This window comes from Malaciobacter halophilus, assembly GCF_002837275.1.
Classification (GTDB): domain Bacteria; phylum Campylobacterota; class Campylobacteria; order Campylobacterales; family Arcobacteraceae; genus Malaciobacter; species Malaciobacter halophilus.
Genome location: NZ_NXIF01000004.1, coordinates 17174 through 38486, shown reverse-complemented (window position 1 = coordinate 38486; position 21313 = coordinate 17174). Strand labels below are relative to the sequence as shown.

Here is a 21313-nt window from a genome sequence, read left to right as displayed (position 1 = left end):
AAAAGTATAATTACCTGCATTAAAATCTTCATCACTTAAGTTTTTTGTAGTTGCAAGAAGTCCAGCTGTATTAATCTTAGCATTTTTTCCAAATAAAACACCATTTGAGTTTAATATCCAAACTTGACCATTTGCATTAAGTGCCCCATTGATAATAGACTTTTCATTTCCAATTACTCTATTTAAAGCAATACTTTTTACATTTGGTTGTTTAAAGTTTACTATCTCATCTTTAGCAATATTAAATTTGTTCCAGTTTATACTAACTTTGCTAGAGTTTTGCGTGATATTTGTTACTTTACCACTAGAAGAGATATTTGCACTACCACTTGTAACAACTCCCCCACTTGGAGCTGCAAAAGTTAATGTTGTAGTTCCTAATAAAGCACTTACAACTAAACTTATCTTTCCACCTTTTAAGATACGAAATCTTGAGCTAAAATCAATTAGTCTTTTCATCTTGTCCCTTTGCGTGTTTTACTTTATATTTTAAGTTAGATTTAAAATATAATTTTTTTTCTTAACATAATTATAACAGTTTAAAGTCGCAGCAAAGTCACAAAGTGATTTTTTAGTTTAATTTTATCTAAAAGAGTGCTCTATAAGTTCAGAAAAACTCTCATTTTTTTGGTAAGTTGCTATTTCATAACTAAATTTTGGTTTTATTAATATACCTGATTTACTTTTTAAAGTAGTGTCTTCTACGAGATTTTTTATATTGTTTAAAACATTTGAACACTCTTTTAAATCTTCTTCATCAAAAAATATAATAAATTGATTTTTTATAAATCTAGCAATACAGTAAGTAAGTTTCTCTTCTTTGATTTTTTTAGTAATATATTTTACTAAAAATATTTGTAGATTATCAAATATTAATTGACCATAATTTTCAAAAATATAATCTGCATTTTCAATATTGATTAAAGCTAAAACACCTCTTTTTTTAAATTGATATTCATTATTTAAAAAACTATTATAAATCCATTTTTTATTAAAAGCTTTTGTTATTTCATCTCTAAAAACTTTATTTGTTACTGAATCTAACTCTTTTTTTAACTCTTCCATTTGTGTATATATTTTTTGTAAAGAGCTTTCATCTCTGTTTTTTATGGCATTTTTTGCATCTTTTGTAGCAGTAGTTACTTTATCTAAACTCTCTAAAGTTTTTTTTGCATAATCATTAATATCTGCATACTCTTTTGCAATAAAAGAGTCTAAATTATCATGAAATTCTTTATCTTCTAAATCAATATCTAAAGTTTTCGCATGTTTATCAAAACATTGAAAATATGTTGAAGGTAAGATTATTTCATTTTGTAGCAGTTCATTTATTGTATCGTCAGTCACTCTTTTAAGAATTTTTTTCATTTAGCTCTCCAACTATTGTTTCTATAGGTTTTGGTTTACTTATGTGGTATCCTTGTGCATATTCAATTCCTAAAGAACGAATATATCTTAATATTTTTAAATCACTTACAAATTCAGCTACAACTTCAATATTTTGTTGAGTACAAAATAAAACAATACTTTTTACAAGATTTAAATAGATTTCTTGGTCAATTTTTTTAATAAGTGAACCATCAATTTTTATATAATCTACATCGATATTTAAAATATACTCATAATTAGAAAAACCAGTTCCAAAGTCATCAATAGCTATTTTTACTCCATATTTTTTAACTTCTTTTATAAATTCATTTACAATAGAATAATTAGAAATTTTATCACTTTCTAAAATCTCTAAAGTTAAGTATTTACCTACATCATCTTTTTTAATTTTATCTATTAATAACTCTTTTATTTTAGGATTTAAAATATCATGAAAATCAAGATTTATACTGATATTGATTTTGTAAGTTTTTATATATAAAACAACTTTTTCAATTAATTGTGACATTAAGCTATTATATAGTCTATATTTTTTTGATTTTTGAATAAAAACATAAGGCATTACCATATTCCCTTCAAAATCAAAAACTCTCATTAATGCTTCATATTTTACTATTTCTTGTGTTTGGGAGTTTGCAATTGCTTGAAAGTAAGGTTCAACCATATTTTTATCAATGTTGTATTTTAAAATCTCTAATAAATTTTCATTTGAGTTTTCTTCTTCATAAAATTTACTATCAAAATATATAAAATGAACATAATTTAATTTCGCATTATGTAAAGCTTTCTCTGCATAAACTTTTAGCTTTTTATCTGCACTTTTTGAGCATCCCATTGTTACATCAATATTAATAAATGATTTTTTATCTAATAGCTTAAATTTGTGTGAGATTATAGTTTGAAAGATTATATCTTTGATTTTTTCAATCTCTTCTTGTGTTAAGTCTTTGTAAATAGTAAGCCCAAAAACATCAACATGAGTATTTATAAAATCAATAAATGTTGAGTTTTCCAAAAGCTTTTTTATTTTTATTTTTATTGTTTGTTTTAGTAACTCTTCAAGTTGTTTAATAATATAATCGCCATTATCAAAATTATAAACAGCATTTATATCTTTCATATATAAAATATCAATTAAAAAGAGAGTTTTTATCTTATCTTTATTTTTATATTTTAAAAACTTCTTTATTATTGACATCTACACCCTTTTTTACTTTGTAATAAGATTATATATTATAATTTCTTAATATTTGTGAAAAGTTTGTATAAAAAGATTATTTTACCCCTAAAAAAGTTATTTTTAATTATTTCATCTCAATATATCTTATTTAAAAGTTATTTAGATAAAATCCATTAAATTTTTATAAGGGTTTTAAATTGGAAGAGTTAATTAAAGATTGGGGCTATATTGCTTTATTTGCATATTCATTTGGTGGTGGATTTGTTGGGCTTGTAGTTGCTGGTGTATTATCTTATGCAGGTGATTTAAATATTTATATCTCAATTTTAGTTGCTGGTGTTTCAAATTTTTTAGGTGACCAGTTTTTATTTACACTTGCGCGAAAAAATAAAATGTATGCAAAAGATATGATGAAAAAATACGGACGAAAAGTTGCTTTAGCTCATTTGATGATGAGAAGATATGGTTCTTTTGTTGTATTTTTTCAAAAATATATATATGGAATAAAAACATTAATTCCTTTGGCTATGGGGCTTACAAAATATTCAAGTAAAAAATTTATATTTTTTAATATTTTAGCGACTACTTTATGGGCAGTAGTTGTTGGTTATGCAAGTTATACAGCAGGAGAGTATATTTTAAGTAGTAGTGATGACTTTAAGTATATTGGTTTAGCAGTTGTTGTAGGAGTGTTTTTACTTCTTTCTTTTATTTTTAGAAGAGTATGATAGATTTTATACTTTTAGCACTTACTTTAGGAGTAAGTGCTGGTTTTGCTCCAGGTCCACTTACAAACTTTGTTATACAACAAACTTTAAAACACGATGTTAAATCGGGAGTTAAAGTAGCTTTTTCTCCAGTTGTTGTTGATATTCCTATTGTTATATTATCAATAGTTTTAGCAAGCTATATAAGTGATTCAAAGATTTTTTTAATGGTAGTATCTTTTATAGGAAGTGCATATCTTTTTTATCTATCTTATGAAAACTTTAAAGTTGAACAAATCAAACTTGATGAAAATATTCCTAATAGGTCTTTTAGACAAGGTTTAGTAATAGGAGCTTTAAGCCCTAATCCTTATCTTTTTTGGATTGCTATTGGTACACCTATACTTTTACAAATATTAAATGAGTTTTCTTTTGTAGTAGTATGTATATTTTTATTTACTTTTTATATTTCACTTGTTGGTTCAAAAGTTTTTATTGCATACATGGCTGGAAAAAGTAAGAGATTTTTAAAAGGTAAAGTTTACTACTTTGTAATGAAATTTTTAGCATTTTTATTAGCACTTTTTGCAATAAAATTGATTTTTGATGGGATTGGATATATAAATTGAATAGATTAATAAAAACATTAAAACATAAGACTAATTTAAAACAAGAATACATAGAAAATATTTTAAATCTTTTTGAACAAGGTTGTACAATTCCTTTTATTGCTAGATATAGAAAGGATTTAACAGGAAGTGCAAGTGATGAAGTATTAAGAGAGTTTAATGATATTTATGAATATAGTAAAAAAGTTCTTGAAAAAAAAGAACAAATAAAACAAAAGCTTATTCAAAAAGAGTTATTAACATCTAAACTTGAAAGTTCAATTGATGAAGCTTCAACTTTAGTTGAATTGGATGATATTTATTCAAGTTTTAAAACAGCAAAAAGTTCAAGAACACAAAAAGCAATTGATAATAATTTAGAAGGTTTAGCAAATATTATTTCATGTGTAAAATATACAAAAGAGCAGATTTATTCTAAAGCAAATAGTTTTTTAAATAAAAATATAAAAACTGAAGATGAAGCTATTTTAGGAGCTAAAGATATTATTGCTCAAAGATATGCAGATGATATTCGTTCAAAACAGATTGTTAGAACACTTTTAGAAAATCATGCAATTATTGAAACAAAACCTACAAAAGAGTTTGAAAAAGAAGGAGTTTTTAAAAATTATGAAGAGTTTTCTCAAAAAGCAAAATTTATTCCTTCTCATAGATTTTTAGCAATAAATAGAGCAGTAAATGAAAAACAGCTTAGTATTAAAGTAAATATTGATGAAGAAAAGATAATAGATAATATTAGAAAATATAAAATTCCTAAAGGTGCAAACAGTTCAAGTGTTTATCTACTTGAAGGTATAGTAGATGGATTAAAAAGGTTACTTCTTCCTAGTTTAAAAAGAGAGTTATTAACCAATATAAAAGAGAAAGCTAGTAATGAAGCTATTAATCTTTTTGGGAAAAATTTGTATCAATTATTAATTACACCTCCTGTTGTAAACAGAACAATTTTGGGAGTTGACCCTGGATATAAAACAGGTTGTAAATTAGCTGTAATTGATGAAAATGCAAACTATTTAGATTCAAGTGTAATTTATCCTACTAAGCCAAAAGAGGATTTTTTAACTTCAAGTAAAATAGTTCTTGAATTAATTAAAAAGTATAAAATAGATGCAGTAGCTATAGGAAATGGGACAGCATCTAATGAAACAGCTAGCTTTTTTGCAAAACTTATAAAACAAAATAGTTTAGATTTAAAGTTTGCAGTTGTAAGTGAGATTGGAGCATCTGTTTATTCTGCTTCAAAAATCGCAACAGTTGAATATCCTAATTTAGATGTTACAACAAGGGGTGCAATCTCTATTGCTAGTAGATTAAGAGATCCTTTATCTGCTCTTGTAAAAATTGATGCAAAATCACTTGGAGTAGGGCAATATCAACATGATGTAAATCAAACAAAATTAGAAAAAAAATTAAATGAAATAACTGAAGATTTAGTAAATAAAGTAGGAGTAGATTTAAATTCGGCTTCTTATAAACTGCTGTCTTTTGTTTCAGGAATATCTCAAAAACTTGCTTTAAATATAGTTGAATATAGACAAAAAAATGGAAACTTCAAAACTAAAAGTGAATTATTAAAAGTAAATAAAATAGGTGCAAAGGTTTATGAACAAGCAGTGGGATTTTTAAGAATAAAAGATGGTCTTTCAATTTTAGATAATACTGCTGTTCATCCAGAAAATTATGAACTTGCTAATAGACTTTTAAAATATAAAGATTTACAAAATATAAATATAGATGAAATTTGTAAAAAGTTTAATATTACAAAAACAGTTTGTACTGATGTAATAAATGAATTATTAAAACCTGGGTATGATATAAGAGAAGAGTTACCTCAAACTGTATTTAGAGATGATGAAGTTACCCTTGAGTCTTTAAAAGTAGGGGATGAATTAAGTGGTGTGGTACGAAATCTAACTGATTTTGGAGCTTTTGTTGATGTTGGATTAAAAAATGATGCAATGATACATATTTCTAAGATGAGTGAAAAACGAATCAACCATCCAATGCAGATACTATCTATAAATCAATATTTACCAAGAGTAGAAGTAATTGATATTGATATAAAAAGAGCTAAAGTTGCATTAAAATTGATTGGGTGAGTTTAAAAACTCTCCCAATCATCATTTGAAGTATTATCTACAAATTTATTCTCTTTTCTTATTTTTCTTTCAACTTCTCTTTTTTCTTCACCTTGATAATCTAAATTAACACTTTTTTCTCTTATTTTTATGCTATTTTTACCATCAAACTCTTTTGCATCTGCATGCTCTATAATCATATTTGAAATATCAAGAGTTTTTTTAGCAATAATATCTGCTTGTGAAGCATTTTGTGCATTTTCTTGTGTAATTTTATCTAAGTTATTTACCGCATCATTAATTTGTACCATTCCTGATGATTGCTCTTTACTTGCAATTGTTACATTATCTATTAAGTCTAATGTTTTTGTAATATTGTCATTTAACTCTTCATAACCTTTTATCATGTTATCTGCAATATTTTTACCATATTTTGTTTTTTCTTGAGCATGTTCAACTAAATCTTTGATTTGCTTAGCTGCTTCAGCACTTCTATTTGCAAGATTTCTAACCTCTTGAGCAACAACAGCAAAACCTTTACCTGCTTCTCCTGCAGTTGAAGCTTCTACTGCTGCATTTAAACTTAAGATATTTGTTTGAAAGGCTATTTGGTCAATTACTGTAATTGCTTCAGTAATAGCTGTTGTTTGATTGTTTATATCTTCCATTGAGCTTGCAGTACTATTTGCTAAATCTCTACCTGAAGATACAGAGTGTTTTACTTTCTCTCCATAGTTTGCCATTTGAACAGTTGTTTCTGTATTATTTTTAATATTTGAAGTTATCTGTTCTAAACTTGCAGCCGTTTCTTCAAGTGAAGCTGCTTGACTATTTGCAGCATTTGCAATTTGGTCCATATTTTGTGTAAGGGTATTTGCACTTTGACTTAAAATTAAACCACTTCTTTTATTTTCTATTAAAGTTTCTGTTATAACATCTCTTAAGATATTAACATCATCTTCTAACTCTTTTATTACTCCTTCAAGGTCATTATCTTCAAGCTTAGGTCTAAAATCTAACTTAGAATAAGAGTTTAAAACAGTCATGATATTTTTAAAGTTTGCATTTAAAGTATCAAGCATTTGATTAATAATATCTTTTAATTCACTAAGCGCAGGATTATTTGAATCTTGTGAAATTCTAGTATCTAAATGACCTTTATTAATCTTATTTGCAACTTCTATTGTATTTGCAATTAATCTTTTATCCGCTTGAATATTTTGTTTAGTTTTATTTATATTTTCATTAATAAGTTTAGACATCATTCCCAATTCGTCTTTTGAGTCAACAACTTCAAGATTAATATCTTCTTTTTCGAAGTTAATAAAAGCAAAGAAGTCTGTTAAGCCTTTTTTTACTAAATCAACATCAAGTAAAATTGTAAATGCAATAGTACGTGCTAAAATTAAAGTTAAAGCTACACCAATTGCACTTAAAATACCAAAAAGTATCATTTCATAAGTTGCATCATTCATCTCTTTTTCAATAGTTTCTATTAAGTGTTCTGCTAAAAAGTTTTCAACTTTTTTTAAAAGGTTGATTTTTTTAGTAATTGTATCAAACCAGTATGAGGCATCAACTTCAAAATTTGAATCTTTTCCACTATAAAGTGCTATTTTTCTCATTCTATTTACTTCTTCAACAGCATTTCCACTAACAGTTTCATTATAAAAATCTTTTCCAAGTGTGTCAGAAACTTTTAAAAATGAATCCATATATGAGTTTTGAGCTGCTATTAAATTATAAAATTTAGCTTTCATTCCTGGTCCAAAATTATCCCTTGCAAAAGTATTTGTACCAACTGCTCTTTCAATTCCTGCTCTCTCTTTTGAAAGTAAAAAACTCATATATGCAATTAAATCTTGGGATACTTTTGCATTACTAGATAGTTTTGTAATACTACTTATAGTGTTTAAAAGCATACTATTTGTATTTGTATAATATCCAATTGCATCAGATGTTTTTATATCTAAATTAGTAACTTTTGTTCTGATATTTGATAGTTTAGTAAGACTGTTTAAACTACTATCTAAGTTTGTAATAAACTCTTGTGAGTATCTATTCTTATCAAATGATGATAAATAGTTTTTTATTTCATCTATTCTAGTATCTGTTAAATCTCTTTGATTTGGAAGTTTATTTTGAAATTTTGTTCCTTTACTACCCAAATAACCAGCTGTCATACCTCTTTCTTTTTGTGTTTCATGTACTAATGCACCAATTTTAGTAGAAAGAATAATCACTTTATCTAACTGCTTAAGATTATCACTATATTTATATGAGTCATATCCTAACTTTGCTGCTAGGAGTATTACTACACATAAAGGTATGGACATTATTAAAATAAGTTTTTGTTTAATAGACAATTTTGAAAGCATTTTAACCCCTTTTTTAACACTTTTATTTTCTAGCCTTTGCCAACTTTTATAATTAATAAAGATTATAGTATATAAGCTTAATTGCTTTTTAAAATACTTTTTAGGTATTTTGTATAGTTATGATATAATTAAACAAAAAAAAGGTATTACTATTTTAACATTTGATTCTTTGAAAATTTCAGAAGAACTTTTAAAAAATTTAAACTCTTTAGGGTTTAAAAAAATGACTTCTATTCAAGCAAAAACTATTCCTTTATTACTTGATAAAAGTGACTTAATTGCACAAGCAAAAACAGGAAGCGGTAAAACTATTGCTTTTACTATTCCTTTAGTTGAGAAATTAGAAGTTAAAAGATTTACAATTCAATCTATGGTTATTTGTCCAACAAGAGAGTTGGCAAATCAAGTTGCACAAGAGATAAAAAAAGTTTGTAGGCATATTCACAATGTTAAAGTATTAACTTTATGTGGAGGAGTTCCTTATAAACCTCAAGTTGCTTCTTTAAGGCATAAAGCTCATATTATTGTAGCAACACCAGGAAGGGTTTTAAAACATATTAGTGAAAATAATATCCAATTAGAAAATATAAACTATTTAGTTTTAGATGAAGCAGATAAAATGTTAGATATGGGCTTTTATGAGGATGTGATTTCTATATTTAAGGCTTTACCAAAAAGTAAACAAACAGCTCTTTTTTCAGCAACTTATGAAGATAATATTAAAAATTTAGCAGATAATATTTTGCATAAAAATATTTTTATAGAAGATGATGATGTACACAAAAAACAAAAAATCAATCAAATCTTTTATAAGGTAAATGAAGCTTCAAAAACAGCACTAATACCTTCTATTATATCTTCTTCAAAAGCAAACTCTGTATTGATATTTTGCAATAGAAAAGTCACTTGTGAACACTTAGCAGATGATATTTTTGATTTAGGTTTTGATTGTGTTGTTTTAAATAGTGATTTGGACCAAAAACAAAGAGATGAAACCTTAGTTTTATTCTCAAATAAATCCTATCCTATTATGATTGCAACAGATGTAGCTTCAAGAGGATTAAATATTGATAATATTGATTTGGTTATAAATTATGATGTAGCAAAAGATGAAAAGGTACATACTCATAGAATTGGTAGAACTGCAAGAGCACAAAATATAGGAGTAGCAGTTACTTTATATGATGAACAATCTATACATATAGTTGAAGATATAAAAGAGATTTATGATGATATAGAGTTTAAAGATATACAAAGTTTAAAAGATGATTTATCTTTTAATTTACAAGCAAAATATAGAACTTTATATATTAATGGTGGAAAAAAGCAGAAATTAAGAGCTGGAGATATAGTTGGTGCTTTGATAAATCAAGCAGGATTAAAAAGTGAAGATATTGCAGATATAGATATTTTTACTTTTCACTCTTATGTTGCTGTAAAAAAAGAGTTTGAATTACAAGCTTTAAAAGAGTTAAATAGAAATAAAATAAAAGGCAAAAAGTATCAAGTTTATAAAAGGTAATTACTTTTTATAACTTGAAAGCTCTTTTTTTAGCTCTTCATACTCTTGTTTATTAATCTCACCTTTTGCATATCTTTTTTTTATTATGTCTAGATTTTTCTCTTTATTTTTTCTTTTTTTAGAAAATATTGGTATAAAAATAAGTAAAAAAATGATAAAAATCACTAAATAAAAACCTTGATGCATAAATCCATGTGCATACATAACTATCTCCTTTATTATCATATAAAAGTTATTTTATATTTGCTTATTTCTTATATAATAGCACAAAATAGCAAACTAAAGAATAAAATATTAATTATGCAACTTAGTTGCACTTAAGAAAAAAGTTATATAATTTCAAAAAATATAAATTATATATATACAAAGAAGTTATTATGAAAATTCAAACATCAAATATAGCAAACTTACCAAGTAAGCATGGTAAGTTTAAAATAAAAGCATACAAACAAGGCAATCAAGAGCATTTAGCAATTATGTCAGAAGATTTTAATGAGCTAAAATCTCCTTATGTAAGAATTCACTCAGAGTGCCTAACAGGAGATACTTTAGGTAGTTTAAAATGTGATTGTCAAAGTCAACTTGATTTAGCCTTGAAGTTTATAAGTGAACATGGTGGATTGATTATTTACCATAGGCAAGAAGGAAGAAATATTGGTCTTTTAAATAAAGTAAATGCATACGCTCTTCAAGATAAAGGAAGAGATACTATACAAGCTAATTTAGAACTTGGTTTTAAAGAAGATGAAAGAGATTATAGTGTCGTTGAATTTATATTTAAAGATTTAGGAATAGAAAGTATAAAACTAATTACAAATAATCCAAAAAAGATAGAATATGTTGAATCTTTAGGTATTGAAATAAGCCAAAGAATTCCAGCTATCACTAAATCAAATAGATACAATGAGAACTATTTAAATACAAAAAAAGAGTATTTTGGACACTTTTTATAGTTTGTTATTAAATTATTATTTATTTATGGGGTGATATTTTAAAATACCTATTTACGGAAGGTTTATATATTTTGTAACCGACTTGTAACATTATTTTGGCAAAATCTGCAAATATTAATGTCAAGGAACAAGATGAAAAACCTTTCTGTTAAGTTAAAACTTTCAATCTCTACAATAATTGCAATAGTAGGACTTACTTTAATTACTGCACTTATGTTTATTGCAATTTCAAATATTAGTAATATTAATAGAGCTTCACAATACATAGAGATACTTCAAGCAAAAATGTTAAAACTAAGAATAAATGAAAAGAATTTTTTAAATAGTTTAAATATGAAATATGCTCAAGAATTATCTAAAGAGTATAGTTTATTAACTACACATACAAAAAATTTAAAAGAGTTATTAGAGTCAAACTCCATAAATAGTAAACAAATTGATAGTTTTTTAAATGTAATAAAAGAGTATGAAAAAACTTTTAAAAAAGTAGTTGAAAAACAAAAAGAGATAGGATTAAATCATAAAGATGGACTTTATGGGAGTTTAAGAAATACTGTACATAAAGTTCAAAAAATAGGTGATGAGGTTGGTTATCAAACTATGAACGTAAAGCTTCTTGAACTTAGACGACATGAAAAAGATTTTATGTTAAGAAAAGATAAGAGTTATGTAGATAAATTTAATCTGACAATTAGAAAATTGAGATTTGTTGTAAGAAGTAATAAAACACATATTACAAAAGAACAAAAAAAACAAATTTACTCAAGTTTAAAAAAATATAGAGAAGATTTTTTAGCATTAGTTAAAGCAGAAGAGATTAAAGGACTTTCAAATAATGAAGGACTTTTAAAAGATATGAAAAATATTGCAATAAAAAGTGAAGCTATTTTAAAAACAGCAGTAAATGAAATCTTAGAGCAGTCAGAATCAAAAGTAAATAAACTTAAGATGTTTGCTTTTGTTTTAGCAACAGTTATGATAGTTTTATGTCTTTTCTCTTCATATTATATTGCAAATCAAGTTGTATCAAATATAAACAAGTTTCATAAAGGATTAGTCGGTTTTTTTGCTTTTTTAAATAATCATCAACATAATGATGTGCAGTTGATTAGTATTGATTCAAATGATGAGTTTGGAAGTATGGCTAAGATTATTAATGAAAATATTGAAAATACAAAAGATAATATAAAAAAAGAGTCAGAGCTTATTATCGATACAACAAATGTAGCAAATATGATTAAGCAAGGGCATTTAAGTAAAAAAATATCAGTTAGTTCAAATAATGATACCTTAAATGAATTAAAAGATGTAATCAATGAAATGTTAGAGAATATGAGGCAAAATATATTAATTATTATGAGAGTACTTGGAAGTTATAGAGATTATGATTATACAAAGTTTGTTGATTCTTCAAAAATGCAAGGAAGTATGAAAAGACTTGCTGAAGATGTAAATAGTGTAGGGCATACTATTACTCAAATGTTAAAAGATAGTAGAAAAACGGGAGTATATTTAGAAAATGATTCTAACTCTTTAACTAAATATGTAAATGCTTTATCAAAAATCTCAACTCAACAAGCTGCAAGTTTAGAAGAGACAGCAGCTGCAATAGAAGAGGTTACAACAAATATTGAAAATACTACTTCTCAAACAATAAAAATGTCAAAATTATCAAATGAAACAAAAAAAGCAGCTTCAAATGGAAAAACAATGGCTACAAAGACTGTTGAATCTATGGATGAGATAAATAAAACAGTAACAAATATAAATGAAGCAATAACAGTAATAGACCAAATAGCATTTCAAACAAATATTCTAAGCTTAAATGCAGCAGTAGAAGCAGCAACAGCAGGAGAAGCAGGAAAAGGCTTCGCAGTAGTAGCAGGGGAAGTGCGAAACTTGGCAAGTAGAAGTGCACAAGCAGCAAAAGAGATAAAAGATTTAGTTGAAAATGCAACACTTAAAGCTAATGAAGGAAAGACAATAAGCAATGAAATGATAAAAGGTTTTAAAAAACTTGATGAAAAAATATCTGAAACTACACTATTAGTTGAAGATGTGTCAAGAACTTCTAAAGAGCAAAGTGAAGTAATGGCCCAGATAAATGCAACTATGTCAGAGCTAGATAGAAATACACAAGAGAATGCAAAAACAGCAGAAAACACAAATATAATTGCACAAAAAACTAATAAGTTAGCTATAAAAGCATTAAAAGCTACAGATGATAAACTTTTTGAAAGCAAAGATGAAATAAGAGCAAAAAATAGCTATTAGACTTAAAATATGTTTAAAATTGCTAAATAATATCATTTTTTTATAAGAATTAATTTTCAATTAATAAAAATTATCCTATGATTAAAATTATTTTAATTTAAAGGGGAAGACAATGAAGTTAATTAAAACTTTAAGTATCTGTGCACTAAGTGCAAGTATGATGTTTGCAAGTAGTTCTTTAGTAACAAAAGCTAAAAATAGTGGATTAAAAGCTATTCCTGAAAGTCAATTAGAGCTATTAAAACTAATTGATGATAAAAATGATCCAATTACAGATGAAAAAGTGGAATTAGGTAAGAAGTTATACTTCGAACCAAGAATTTCTAAAAGTGGGATTATCTCTTGTAATACATGTCACAACTTAGGTTTAGGTGGTGCAGATGGTGTTGCTGCTGCAGTTGGTCATAAATGGACTGCAAACCCTCATCACTTAAATTCTCCAACAGTTTACAACTCAGTATTCTTTGATGCACAGTTTTGGGATGGAAGAAGTGAACACTTAGCTGACCAAGCACAAGGTCCAGTTCAAGCAGGTCCAGAAATGGCTTCTCCAAAAGGATTAGTTGAGAAAAGAATTAATTCAATTCCTGAATATGTTGAAGAGTTCAAAAAAGCATATGGTGATAATGTAAAAATTGATTTTGATAAAATTACATCAACAATTGCAATTTTTGAAAAGACTTTAAATACTCCTTCAAAATTTGATGATTTCTTAAATGGAAATCCAAATGCTTTAAATAAAGCTGAGAAAAAAGGATTAAATACATTTATTGATAAAGGTTGTGCTTCTTGTCACAATGGAATTGCTTTAGGTGGAACAATGCAACCATTTGAAACTGTAGCTAAGTATTCATTTGCAAAAGTGGGAGATTTTAAAGGTGATAAAAATGGAATGGCAAAAACTCCTACATTAAGAAATATTACTGAAACTGCACCATATTTTCATAATGGACAAGTTTGGTCATTAACTAAAGCAGTTAAAGAGATGGGTTCTACTCAATTAGGAATTAAAATTTCTGATAGTGAAGCAAAAGAGATTGTAACTTTCTTAAAAGCATTAAAAGGAAGAAAACCAACTATTACTTACCCTCAATTACCAGAGTCAACTTTAGATACTCCAAGACCTGACTTTAACTAAAAATATAATATCTCTTTAGGTTACGACCTAAAGAGATACCTCTTATATATATTTCATAATTTATTTGATTTCAAAGTCACAAGTAGAATAGAAATTTAGCTAAATTTAAGAAAAATATTAATTTTAAAGTTACTTTTTGATTAAATTTGAAAATTTAGAAAATTACAATTTTATTGTCATTTTTTTACTATAAAGTGCAATTTTTGGTATTTTATGCGTGTAAAAATTACACAAAATGTGTAAAAAATGATTTGTAATTAAGAAAAAAGTTACCTTAAAAATGTTAAATTTTTTACAGGATTGATATAATATGCAAGGAGTGTTGTATTTTATATTCTAGTGAATTTTATAGTTTACTTTAAAATCCATTTAGAGAAATTTAGGAGAAAGACAATGAAAAACAAATTTATTAAAGGGTTACTAGTAAGTAGTTTACTAGCAGTATCGACCCAAGCGGCTACATGGAAGTATGCAATTGAAGAGAGCATAACTGATGTACAAGGAGTTTATGCAACTAAATTCAAAGAGTACATCGAAAAAAATTCAGAACACAAAATCAAAATATACCCTTATGGTACATTAGGTGAATCTGTTGATGTAATGGAACAAGCTCAAGCTGGTATTTTAGAGTTTGTTGACCAATCTCCTGGTTTTACAGGAACACTAATTCCTGAAGCGCAAGCTTTTTTACTTCCTTATGTTTTCCCAGAAAATAGTAAAGCAATTGATAACTTCTTTAAAAACTCGAAAGCTATTAATAAAATGTTTCCTAAGTTGTATGCGAAACAAGGCTTAGAGCTTTTAAAAATGTTTCCAGAGGGTGCAGTTTCTATTACTACACAAGAGCCTTTTACTAAACCTAAAGATCTAAATGGTAAAAAAATTCGTGTAATGACTTCACCTTTATTAGTAGAAACTTACAAAGCATTTGGAGCAGTTCCAACTCCATTAGCATGGGGTGAGGTATATGGTTCATTACAAACAAAAATAATTGATGGACAAGAAAATCCAATGTTCTGGATTGAGTCTGCAAAACTTTATGAAGTATCAGAAGTAATTACAGATATTGGACATAATATCTTTACAACAGCAGTTATGGCAAATAAAAACTTTTTTGATTCTTTACCTAAGAAGGATAAAAAGTTAGTAAAACAAGCTAGCGAACATGCATTTAATTATATTTTAGATTATCAAAAAACTATAATTAAAAAAGCTAAAGACAAAATCAAAAAAGATAAGCCTTCAATTAAGTTTGTAACTTTAAGTGATGAACAAAGAGAACCATTTAGAAAAGCAGCTCAAGATGTATATAAAAAGTTTATTGAGTTAACTGGAAAAAGTGGTGAAAAAATACTAAATCAAATGTTAAAAGATTTAGAAGAAGCTGCTAAGTAGAACTATGGAATATTATAGGAAAGCTTTAAAAAACTTTCAAGTTCTACTAGATTTAGTAGATACTGGCTTAAGTAAGATAGAATCTATCTTACTTGCCACAGGTGTGCTTTTAATGGCAGCTAATACTATTATTAATGTTATTGGAAGATTTGTTTTTGATCATAGTTTCTTCTTTAGTGGAGAACTTAATAGAATATTAATAGTACTTATTACTTTTGCAGGTATTGGGTATGCTGCAAGACATGGTAGACATATTAGAATGTCTGCATTATATGACGCTCTACCAAAGAAACTTCGAAAAGTGTTTATGATTTTTATTGCACTTATTACTTCAATTATTATGTTTGGACTTTTTTACTTTTCATTAGCTTATATTGAAAAATTAATTGATTCAGGAAGAATTTTACCTGCTTTACAAATTCCAGTTTATATTACATATGTTTGGGTTCCAATAGGTTTTTTTGTTACGGGCGTTCAGTACTTTTTGACTGTGATTAAAAATTTAACACAAAAAGATGAAGTATATTTATCAACAGAAGTAGTTGATGAGTATTGTGAAGTTGATTCATAAGTAGGAGAATATATTATGGCATTATTAATTTTTTCAGTTATGTTGGTTCTTCTGCTTCTTGGTTTTCCAATGATAGTTCCTTTAGTTGCAGGAACATTTGTTGGTTTTTTAGAGATATTTGGTGATGTAAGTAAAATGGAGTTTGTAATACAGCAATTTTTAGCAGGTATAAAGCCAGCTTCTTTAGTTGCTGTACCAATGTTTATTTTTGCAGCAGATATTATGACAAGAGGTCAATCAGCTACAAGACTAATAGATATGGTAATGAAGTTTATTGGTCATATAAAAGGAGGACTTGCTGTTAGTACTTCAACAGCTTGTACTCTATTTGGAGCGGTTTCAGGCTCAACACAAGCTACTGTTGTAGCAGTAGGTTCTCCTTTACGACCTAAGATGCTAAAATCAGGATATAAAGACTCTTTTATTTTAGCTTTAATAATCAATTCAAGTGATATTGCATTTTTAATTCCTCCAAGTATTGGAATGATTATTTATGGAGTTATTTCAGAAACTTCAATTGCTGAGCTTTTTATTGCAGGTATTGGACCTGGACTTCTAATTTTAGTACTTTTTTCAATTTATAGTGTAATATATGCAGTTATAAATGATGTTCCAACAGAACCAAAAGCAAGTGCAAGTGAAAGAATCAAAGCAGTAAGAGATGCTCTTTGGCCTTTAGGATTTCCTGTAATTATTGTTGGAGGTATTTATGGAGGTATCTTTAGTCCAACAGAGGCTGCTTCTGTTTGTGTTTTATATGCTTTAATTTTAGAAGGATTAGTATTTAAAACAATGGGATTTAAAGATATTTTTGAAACAGCTAAATCAACAGGTCTTATTACAGGAGTTGTATTTATTTTAGTTGCTGCTGGAGCTGCATTTTCATGGGTTATTTCATTTGCTCAAATTCCTCAAGAGTTATTAGCTTCAATAGGAATTAGTGAAATGGGACCAAAACAGGTTCTTTTTGTAATTTCTCTTGCATTTTTTATAGGATGTATGTTTGTTGACCCCATTGTTGTTATTTTGATTTTAGTTCCTATTTTTGCACCTGTTGTAAAAACTGTTGGTTTAGATCCAGTTTTAGTAGGTACTTTAATTACTTTACAAGTTGCAATAGGTTCTGCAACTCCACCTTTTGGTTGTGATATTTTTACTGCAATTGCAGTATTTAAAAGGCCTTATATAGAAGTAATTAGAGGGACTTTACCTTTTGTATTAATACTATTTTTTGTAACAGCATTACTTATATTTTTCCCTGAAATTTCATTATATTTAAGGGATTTAGCATTTAGATAGATAAAATAGACTTTTTTCAAGTCTATTTTATTCACTAAAAATATTAAAAAGAATTGATTTTAACTCTTCTTTCATCTCTTTATTTAGATACTTTTTATTTATGTAAATATAAAATGGAACAGTATTAAGCATAGAGTGTTTAAGTCTTTTTCTAAGTGTAGATACTTCATCTATATTTATTAATTCATCTCCATCATATAAACTAAACTCTTTTTGTACTCCTAAACTAAAAGAAACAATTTTATAAGTTAAAAAGGCCTCTTTTTTTTCTACTTCCCATTTGTTTACAAAATTATCAAGGGCTTTTTGAAGTTTTTTCATTCTAAACTCTGTAATATAACCAAAACTCTCTCTAAACTTATATCTCTCTACTGTTGTAAAGTTAAGAACTTTATAAAACTCATTTAAATTTTTCCATGGACTTGAAAATACTCTTTTACCAAAAAGTACTTCTTCAAAACAAAAAAGATACTTTTGATCTCTTCTTGTTAAGGATTTGCTATTTTTAATCTTAAAATATTCATCTTTAAAAAGGCTAATTAACCAGTTTTCATCAAGTAAACTTACTGTATCTAAGCTTTTTGAAACCTCTTTTTCATCTAAAAATTTCCAAAGCATAGAAATAGAGTGCGAAAGTTTTTCAATCTTTTGCTCACTATTAAAGTAGTTATCAGATAAATACTGTACAACACTTTCTAAAACAGCATCTGTTTTGGCAATACCATGATTATAAATTACTTTTTTATAAAGATTAAATCTAAGTTCTAACATATGTTCAATATCAATAAGTGACATATCTAAAAAACTTAACACAAATTTATCATGCTTTTTTACTAGTATTGTCTGTTTTGTAATTCTTATATGATCAATTGGACCAGTTATATATCCACTTGAAAGCATATCTCTGTTTATATAGTCCAATCTATCTGAATCTACTGTACCATCAATATATTTATGTAAAACTGCAAAGTCAAATCCATTATATTTTCTATCTTCTAAAATATATTTTGCTACAATTTTTAGTAGTTTTAAATAGTCTTTATTTGAATTTTTCTTTACAAGTTTTGAAAGTTCAAAATCAAACAATAAATCAAGAAGTTTTTTTCCTATTGCTTCGTGTAAGACTAAAGTAGAGTTATTTGTTATTTGTTCATATATTTTCTTAAACTCTATCTCTTTTTCAAGTAAAATTTTTGAGTGTTGCTCTTTTTCAATTATTTTTAAATATACTTTTTTTAAAGCATGTTCAACTTGATGAGAAAAAGGTAAATGACCTACATCATGAAGTAAACCTACTATTCTCATTGTTTGAAGTAGTATTGTATATACTGCTCTTTGAGATTTTGATTTTGTAGGAATAGTAAATTGATATAAAGCTTTATTATCAAAATACTCTAAATCTTTTATTTGTAAATCTAAGTTATTCTGTTTTATTATACTTTTTATTACAGCTTTTGCTTGTTTTAAAAACTCATCTTTAGTATCTTTATCTGCATTTAAAAGAGAGTTTTTAAACATAAAAGAGCTTAAATGCATAGTTCCTAATGAGTGAATAAATCTTTTTGTCGTAATTGATGGATAAGAGAAATATGCTAAAGCATTTTGTGTAATAAATTGCAACCTATTAACTATTTTTGTTTGTAGAAGTTTATCTTCTAATTTTGTATACTCTATATGATTATATATTGTATCATTTATTAGTCTATTGTGTATTATTCTTAAATCCTTTATTTTTTTATATTATATTTTTATCTAACAATAAATTTGCTTAATTAAATATTATTGCTAAAGTTTATTGCATTATGATTACTAAAGTTAAATTGGTGTATTATTTTAATAATGATTATTAATAAGGATATTAAATGAAAACAGAAGATTATATTATTATTGGTATTGCAATTGCTTGCGTATTTTATTTATATAGAAAAACTTTTAAGAAAAAAGGTGATTGTGGATGTGGCGGAGGTTCAAACTGCTCAAGTAAGAAATAGAGATTATTCTCTATTTCTATTTTTCTCAAAAATTCTTTCAGTAAACTCTGCAAATTTACCTCTTACAGCCTTTTCTAATTCAATGGCAAACATATTTAACTCTTTATGTTTCTTTTTTGTCTGCTTTAGTAAAGTTGTAAGACCATTATTGTATTTATTAAGATATAAATTATCTATTTGCCTATTTGAACCAATAACTATTGCCATACAAGATTCATCTAATCTACTTAAAATAAGTTGAGTAGTTTTTTCACTTGAGTTTTGCCACTCATCCATGATTACAATTGCACTATTTAACGTTCTTCCTCTAGCTTCTCCTGGCCATAAGGTTTCAATGCAATATTTAGAAGTAAGTTCACTAATCTTTGATTCTATTGATTCTTTATTTTCTCTATTCTCATTTTTTCGTAACTGTTTTTTAGCAATAAATTCTAAAGTATCAGAAAGTGCCATATTATAGATTCTAAACTTTTCATCATTTCCTGCAAGGTATCCTATATCTGCACCTTTATCTAAGGATTCAATAGAGTTTCTTACATAAACAATCTTATCATAAAAACCTAAATCAATTAATCTCATTGCTGAAACAATAGACATTAAAGTTTTTCCACTTCCTGCTTTTGCATCTATTACAAGTAAATCATACATATTTGTTAAAATAGCTTTCATAAATAGTTTTTGTTTTAAATTTACAGGTTTTACATTTAAAGCTTTAAAATCTGATTCATTTAAAAGATTTATTTTTTCATTTATAATAATTGCAAAAACCTTATTACCATCATCACTTTGAAAACAGTAACAAAAGTTTTGATAGTTATAATCTTTGTCAATCTCATAAATGTCAGTTTGTTCTAAGCTGTTAAATAAAGTGGAGTTCAAATTTATATATTTGAAAAATTCAAAATTTGGAACAGTAGATTTATCATCATGTAAAGTTTCAGCTCTTAAGCCTTTAAATAGTGCAAAAGTTCTTGCATATACATCAAGAGATAAAAATATTGTTTGAGCACCTTTATAGTAATCTTGAGCAACAACTGCTACTTCAATAATTCTTTTATCATTACTTTCACTAATATGTGACTGTTCAATTTGTGATTCATATGTATCTTTAGAGATTATATTTAGATTTATTTGTTCATTAAATAGTTTTACAACCTTGTATCCAGATTTATAATCAACCTCTTTTATTTTCATTTTAGCTAATAATCTAGCAAACTCTCTTGCATAAAAACCTAATTCATTAGTTAATTTCTTCTTATCTTCAAGCTCTAATAGTACAGTTTCAGGAATTACAATTTTATTTGTTTTTTTATCTGATACTCTAATTAAATTTTGAATATTTTGTAAGATGATATTTGTGTCTATTACATATATTTTTTCTTTCATAATAAAATTGTAATACTGCTTGGTTACATCTTAATAACACAAAAAGTAAAATTTGATATAATTATTTTTATAATAAGGAAATCAAATGATAAAAAGAACTCTTTTACTATTAATGATACCGTTTTTTGCGTATGCTTTAAATCAAGCAGATGTTACAAAAGGACAAACATACTATAAGTTTATACTTTATGAAAAAATAGGTTTAAGAGGAGATGAGTTTACAAAACTTTATACAAAAAAGCAATGGAGAGAGCTTTTTGCAAATAATGCAACAAAATTTAAAGAGCTATTTTCAAAAAATCAAAAAATGAAAGAGTTTATGCAAACAAAAAAGTTTGATAAAATAGCTTTTTATTTAGAATCATTTGCAATCTTCTATGCAAAAGATGCAAAAGTTGTTGCTCAGTGTGAAGAGTAAGTGAG

The 21313-nt window shown here is 26.4% G+C and carries 19 protein-coding genes; 12 read left to right on the top strand and 7 right to left on the bottom strand.

Annotation, left to right across the window (positions count from 1 at the left end; all coding sequences use genetic code 11):
• From CP960_RS00810 to CP960_RS00800, 3 genes are all read right to left on the bottom strand, one after another.
• The coding region (locus CP960_RS00810; protein WP_119184483.1) for a two-partner secretion domain-containing protein at positions 1-459 on the bottom strand (459 nt) is incomplete at its 3' end.
• Positions 460-582: 123 nt separating this feature from the next.
• Positions 583-1368 carry a diguanylate cyclase domain-containing protein gene (locus CP960_RS00805; protein ID WP_101183283.1) on the bottom strand — a complete coding sequence of 262 codons (786 nt, stop codon included), beginning with the start codon at positions 1366-1368 and terminating at the stop codon, positions 583-585.
• Positions 1352-2587 (bottom strand): EAL domain-containing protein, encoded by a 1236-nt coding sequence (locus CP960_RS00800; protein ID WP_101183282.1) that lies wholly within the window; start codon positions 2585-2587, stop codon positions 1352-1354. The genes CP960_RS00805 and CP960_RS00800 overlap by 17 nt, the downstream gene beginning before the upstream one ends.
• Positions 2588-2766: 179 nt before the next feature.
• On the opposite strand from CP960_RS00800, the gene CP960_RS00795 reads away from it, so the two are divergent.
• Genes CP960_RS00795 through CP960_RS00785 form a run of 3 tightly spaced genes read left to right on the top strand, consistent with a single transcriptional unit; the run spans position 2767 to position 6004 of the window.
• On the top strand, positions 2767-3297 hold the full coding sequence (locus tag CP960_RS00795; protein WP_101183281.1) for a DedA family protein: 531 nt from the start codon (positions 2767-2769) through the stop codon (positions 3295-3297).
• On the top strand, positions 3294-3905 hold the full coding sequence (locus CP960_RS00790) for a LysE family translocator (protein ID WP_101183280.1): 612 nt from the start codon (positions 3294-3296) through the stop codon (positions 3903-3905). The genes CP960_RS00795 and CP960_RS00790 overlap by 4 nt, the downstream gene beginning before the upstream one ends.
• A complete protein-coding gene (locus tag CP960_RS00785) occupies positions 3902-6004 on the top strand; it encodes a helix-hairpin-helix domain-containing protein (RefSeq protein WP_101183279.1) in 2103 nt (700 codons plus the stop codon). Before CP960_RS00790 ends, CP960_RS00785 begins: the two co-directional genes overlap by 4 nt.
• Positions 6005-6006: 2 nt before the next feature.
• Here CP960_RS00785 and CP960_RS00780 read toward each other — a convergent pair whose 3' ends face one another.
• Positions 6007-8361 carry a methyl-accepting chemotaxis protein gene (locus CP960_RS00780; RefSeq protein ID WP_101183278.1) on the bottom strand — a complete coding sequence of 785 codons (2355 nt, stop codon included), beginning with the start codon at positions 8359-8361 and terminating at the stop codon, positions 6007-6009.
• Between the two features lie 109 nt (positions 8362-8470).
• On the opposite strand from CP960_RS00780, the gene dbpA reads away from it, so the two are divergent.
• The gene (gene dbpA, locus CP960_RS00775; RefSeq protein ID WP_228151970.1) at positions 8471-9883 is read left to right on the top strand and encodes an ATP-dependent RNA helicase DbpA; all 1413 of its coding nucleotides are present in this window, start codon (positions 8471-8473) and stop codon (positions 9881-9883) included.
• On the opposite strand, the gene CP960_RS00770 is transcribed toward dbpA, so the two are convergent.
• A complete protein-coding gene (locus tag CP960_RS00770; protein ID WP_101183277.1) occupies positions 9884-10087 on the bottom strand; it encodes an SHOCT domain-containing protein in 204 nt (67 codons plus the stop codon).
• Between the two features lie 173 nt (positions 10088-10260).
• On the opposite strand from CP960_RS00770, the gene ribA reads away from it, so the two are divergent.
• From ribA to CP960_RS00740, 6 genes are all read left to right on the top strand, one after another.
• On the top strand, positions 10261-10836 hold the full coding sequence (gene ribA / locus CP960_RS00765; protein ID WP_101183276.1) for a GTP cyclohydrolase II: 576 nt from the start codon (positions 10261-10263) through the stop codon (positions 10834-10836).
• A 132-nt stretch (positions 10837-10968) separates the two neighbouring features.
• A complete protein-coding gene (locus CP960_RS00760) occupies positions 10969-13110 on the top strand; it encodes a methyl-accepting chemotaxis protein (RefSeq protein WP_162919066.1) in 2142 nt (713 codons plus the stop codon).
• Between the two features lie 112 nt (positions 13111-13222).
• The gene (locus CP960_RS00755) at positions 13223-14248 is read left to right on the top strand and encodes a cytochrome-c peroxidase (RefSeq protein ID WP_101183274.1); all 1026 of its coding nucleotides are present in this window, start codon (positions 13223-13225) and stop codon (positions 14246-14248) included.
• 393 nt (positions 14249-14641) lie between these two features.
• The gene (locus CP960_RS00750; RefSeq protein ID WP_101183273.1) at positions 14642-15643 is read left to right on the top strand and encodes a TRAP transporter substrate-binding protein; all 1002 of its coding nucleotides are present in this window, start codon (positions 14642-14644) and stop codon (positions 15641-15643) included.
• Between the two features lie 4 nt (positions 15644-15647).
• Positions 15648-16214 carry a TRAP transporter small permease gene (locus CP960_RS00745; RefSeq protein WP_101183272.1) on the top strand — a complete coding sequence of 189 codons (567 nt, stop codon included), beginning with the start codon at positions 15648-15650 and terminating at the stop codon, positions 16212-16214.
• Between the two features lie 15 nt (positions 16215-16229).
• Positions 16230-17513 (top strand): TRAP transporter large permease, encoded by a 1284-nt coding sequence (locus CP960_RS00740; protein ID WP_101183271.1) that lies wholly within the window; start codon positions 16230-16232, stop codon positions 17511-17513.
• 27 nt (positions 17514-17540) lie between these two features.
• Here CP960_RS00740 and CP960_RS00735 read toward each other — a convergent pair whose 3' ends face one another.
• Entirely contained in the window at positions 17541-19133 is a 1593-nt protein-coding gene (locus tag CP960_RS00735; RefSeq protein ID WP_228151969.1) for an HD domain-containing protein, read from the bottom strand.
• A gap of 242 nt (positions 19134-19375) precedes the next feature.
• Here CP960_RS00735 and CP960_RS00730 point away from each other — a divergent pair, with 242 nt between their 5' ends.
• On the top strand, positions 19376-19504 hold the full coding sequence (locus tag CP960_RS00730) for a FeoB-associated Cys-rich membrane protein (RefSeq protein WP_101183269.1): 129 nt from the start codon (positions 19376-19378) through the stop codon (positions 19502-19504).
• 3 nt (positions 19505-19507) lie between these two features.
• Here CP960_RS00730 and CP960_RS00725 read toward each other — a convergent pair whose 3' ends face one another.
• Positions 19508-20890, bottom strand: a complete 1383-nt coding sequence (locus CP960_RS00725; protein ID WP_101183268.1) for a PhoH family protein — start codon at positions 20888-20890, stop codon at positions 19508-19510.
• Between the two features lie 85 nt (positions 20891-20975).
• Between CP960_RS00725 and CP960_RS00720 the strand changes: the two genes are divergently transcribed.
• On the top strand, positions 20976-21308 hold the full coding sequence (locus CP960_RS00720) for a hypothetical protein (protein WP_101183267.1): 333 nt from the start codon (positions 20976-20978) through the stop codon (positions 21306-21308).
• Positions 21309-21313: the final 5 nt, after the last annotated feature.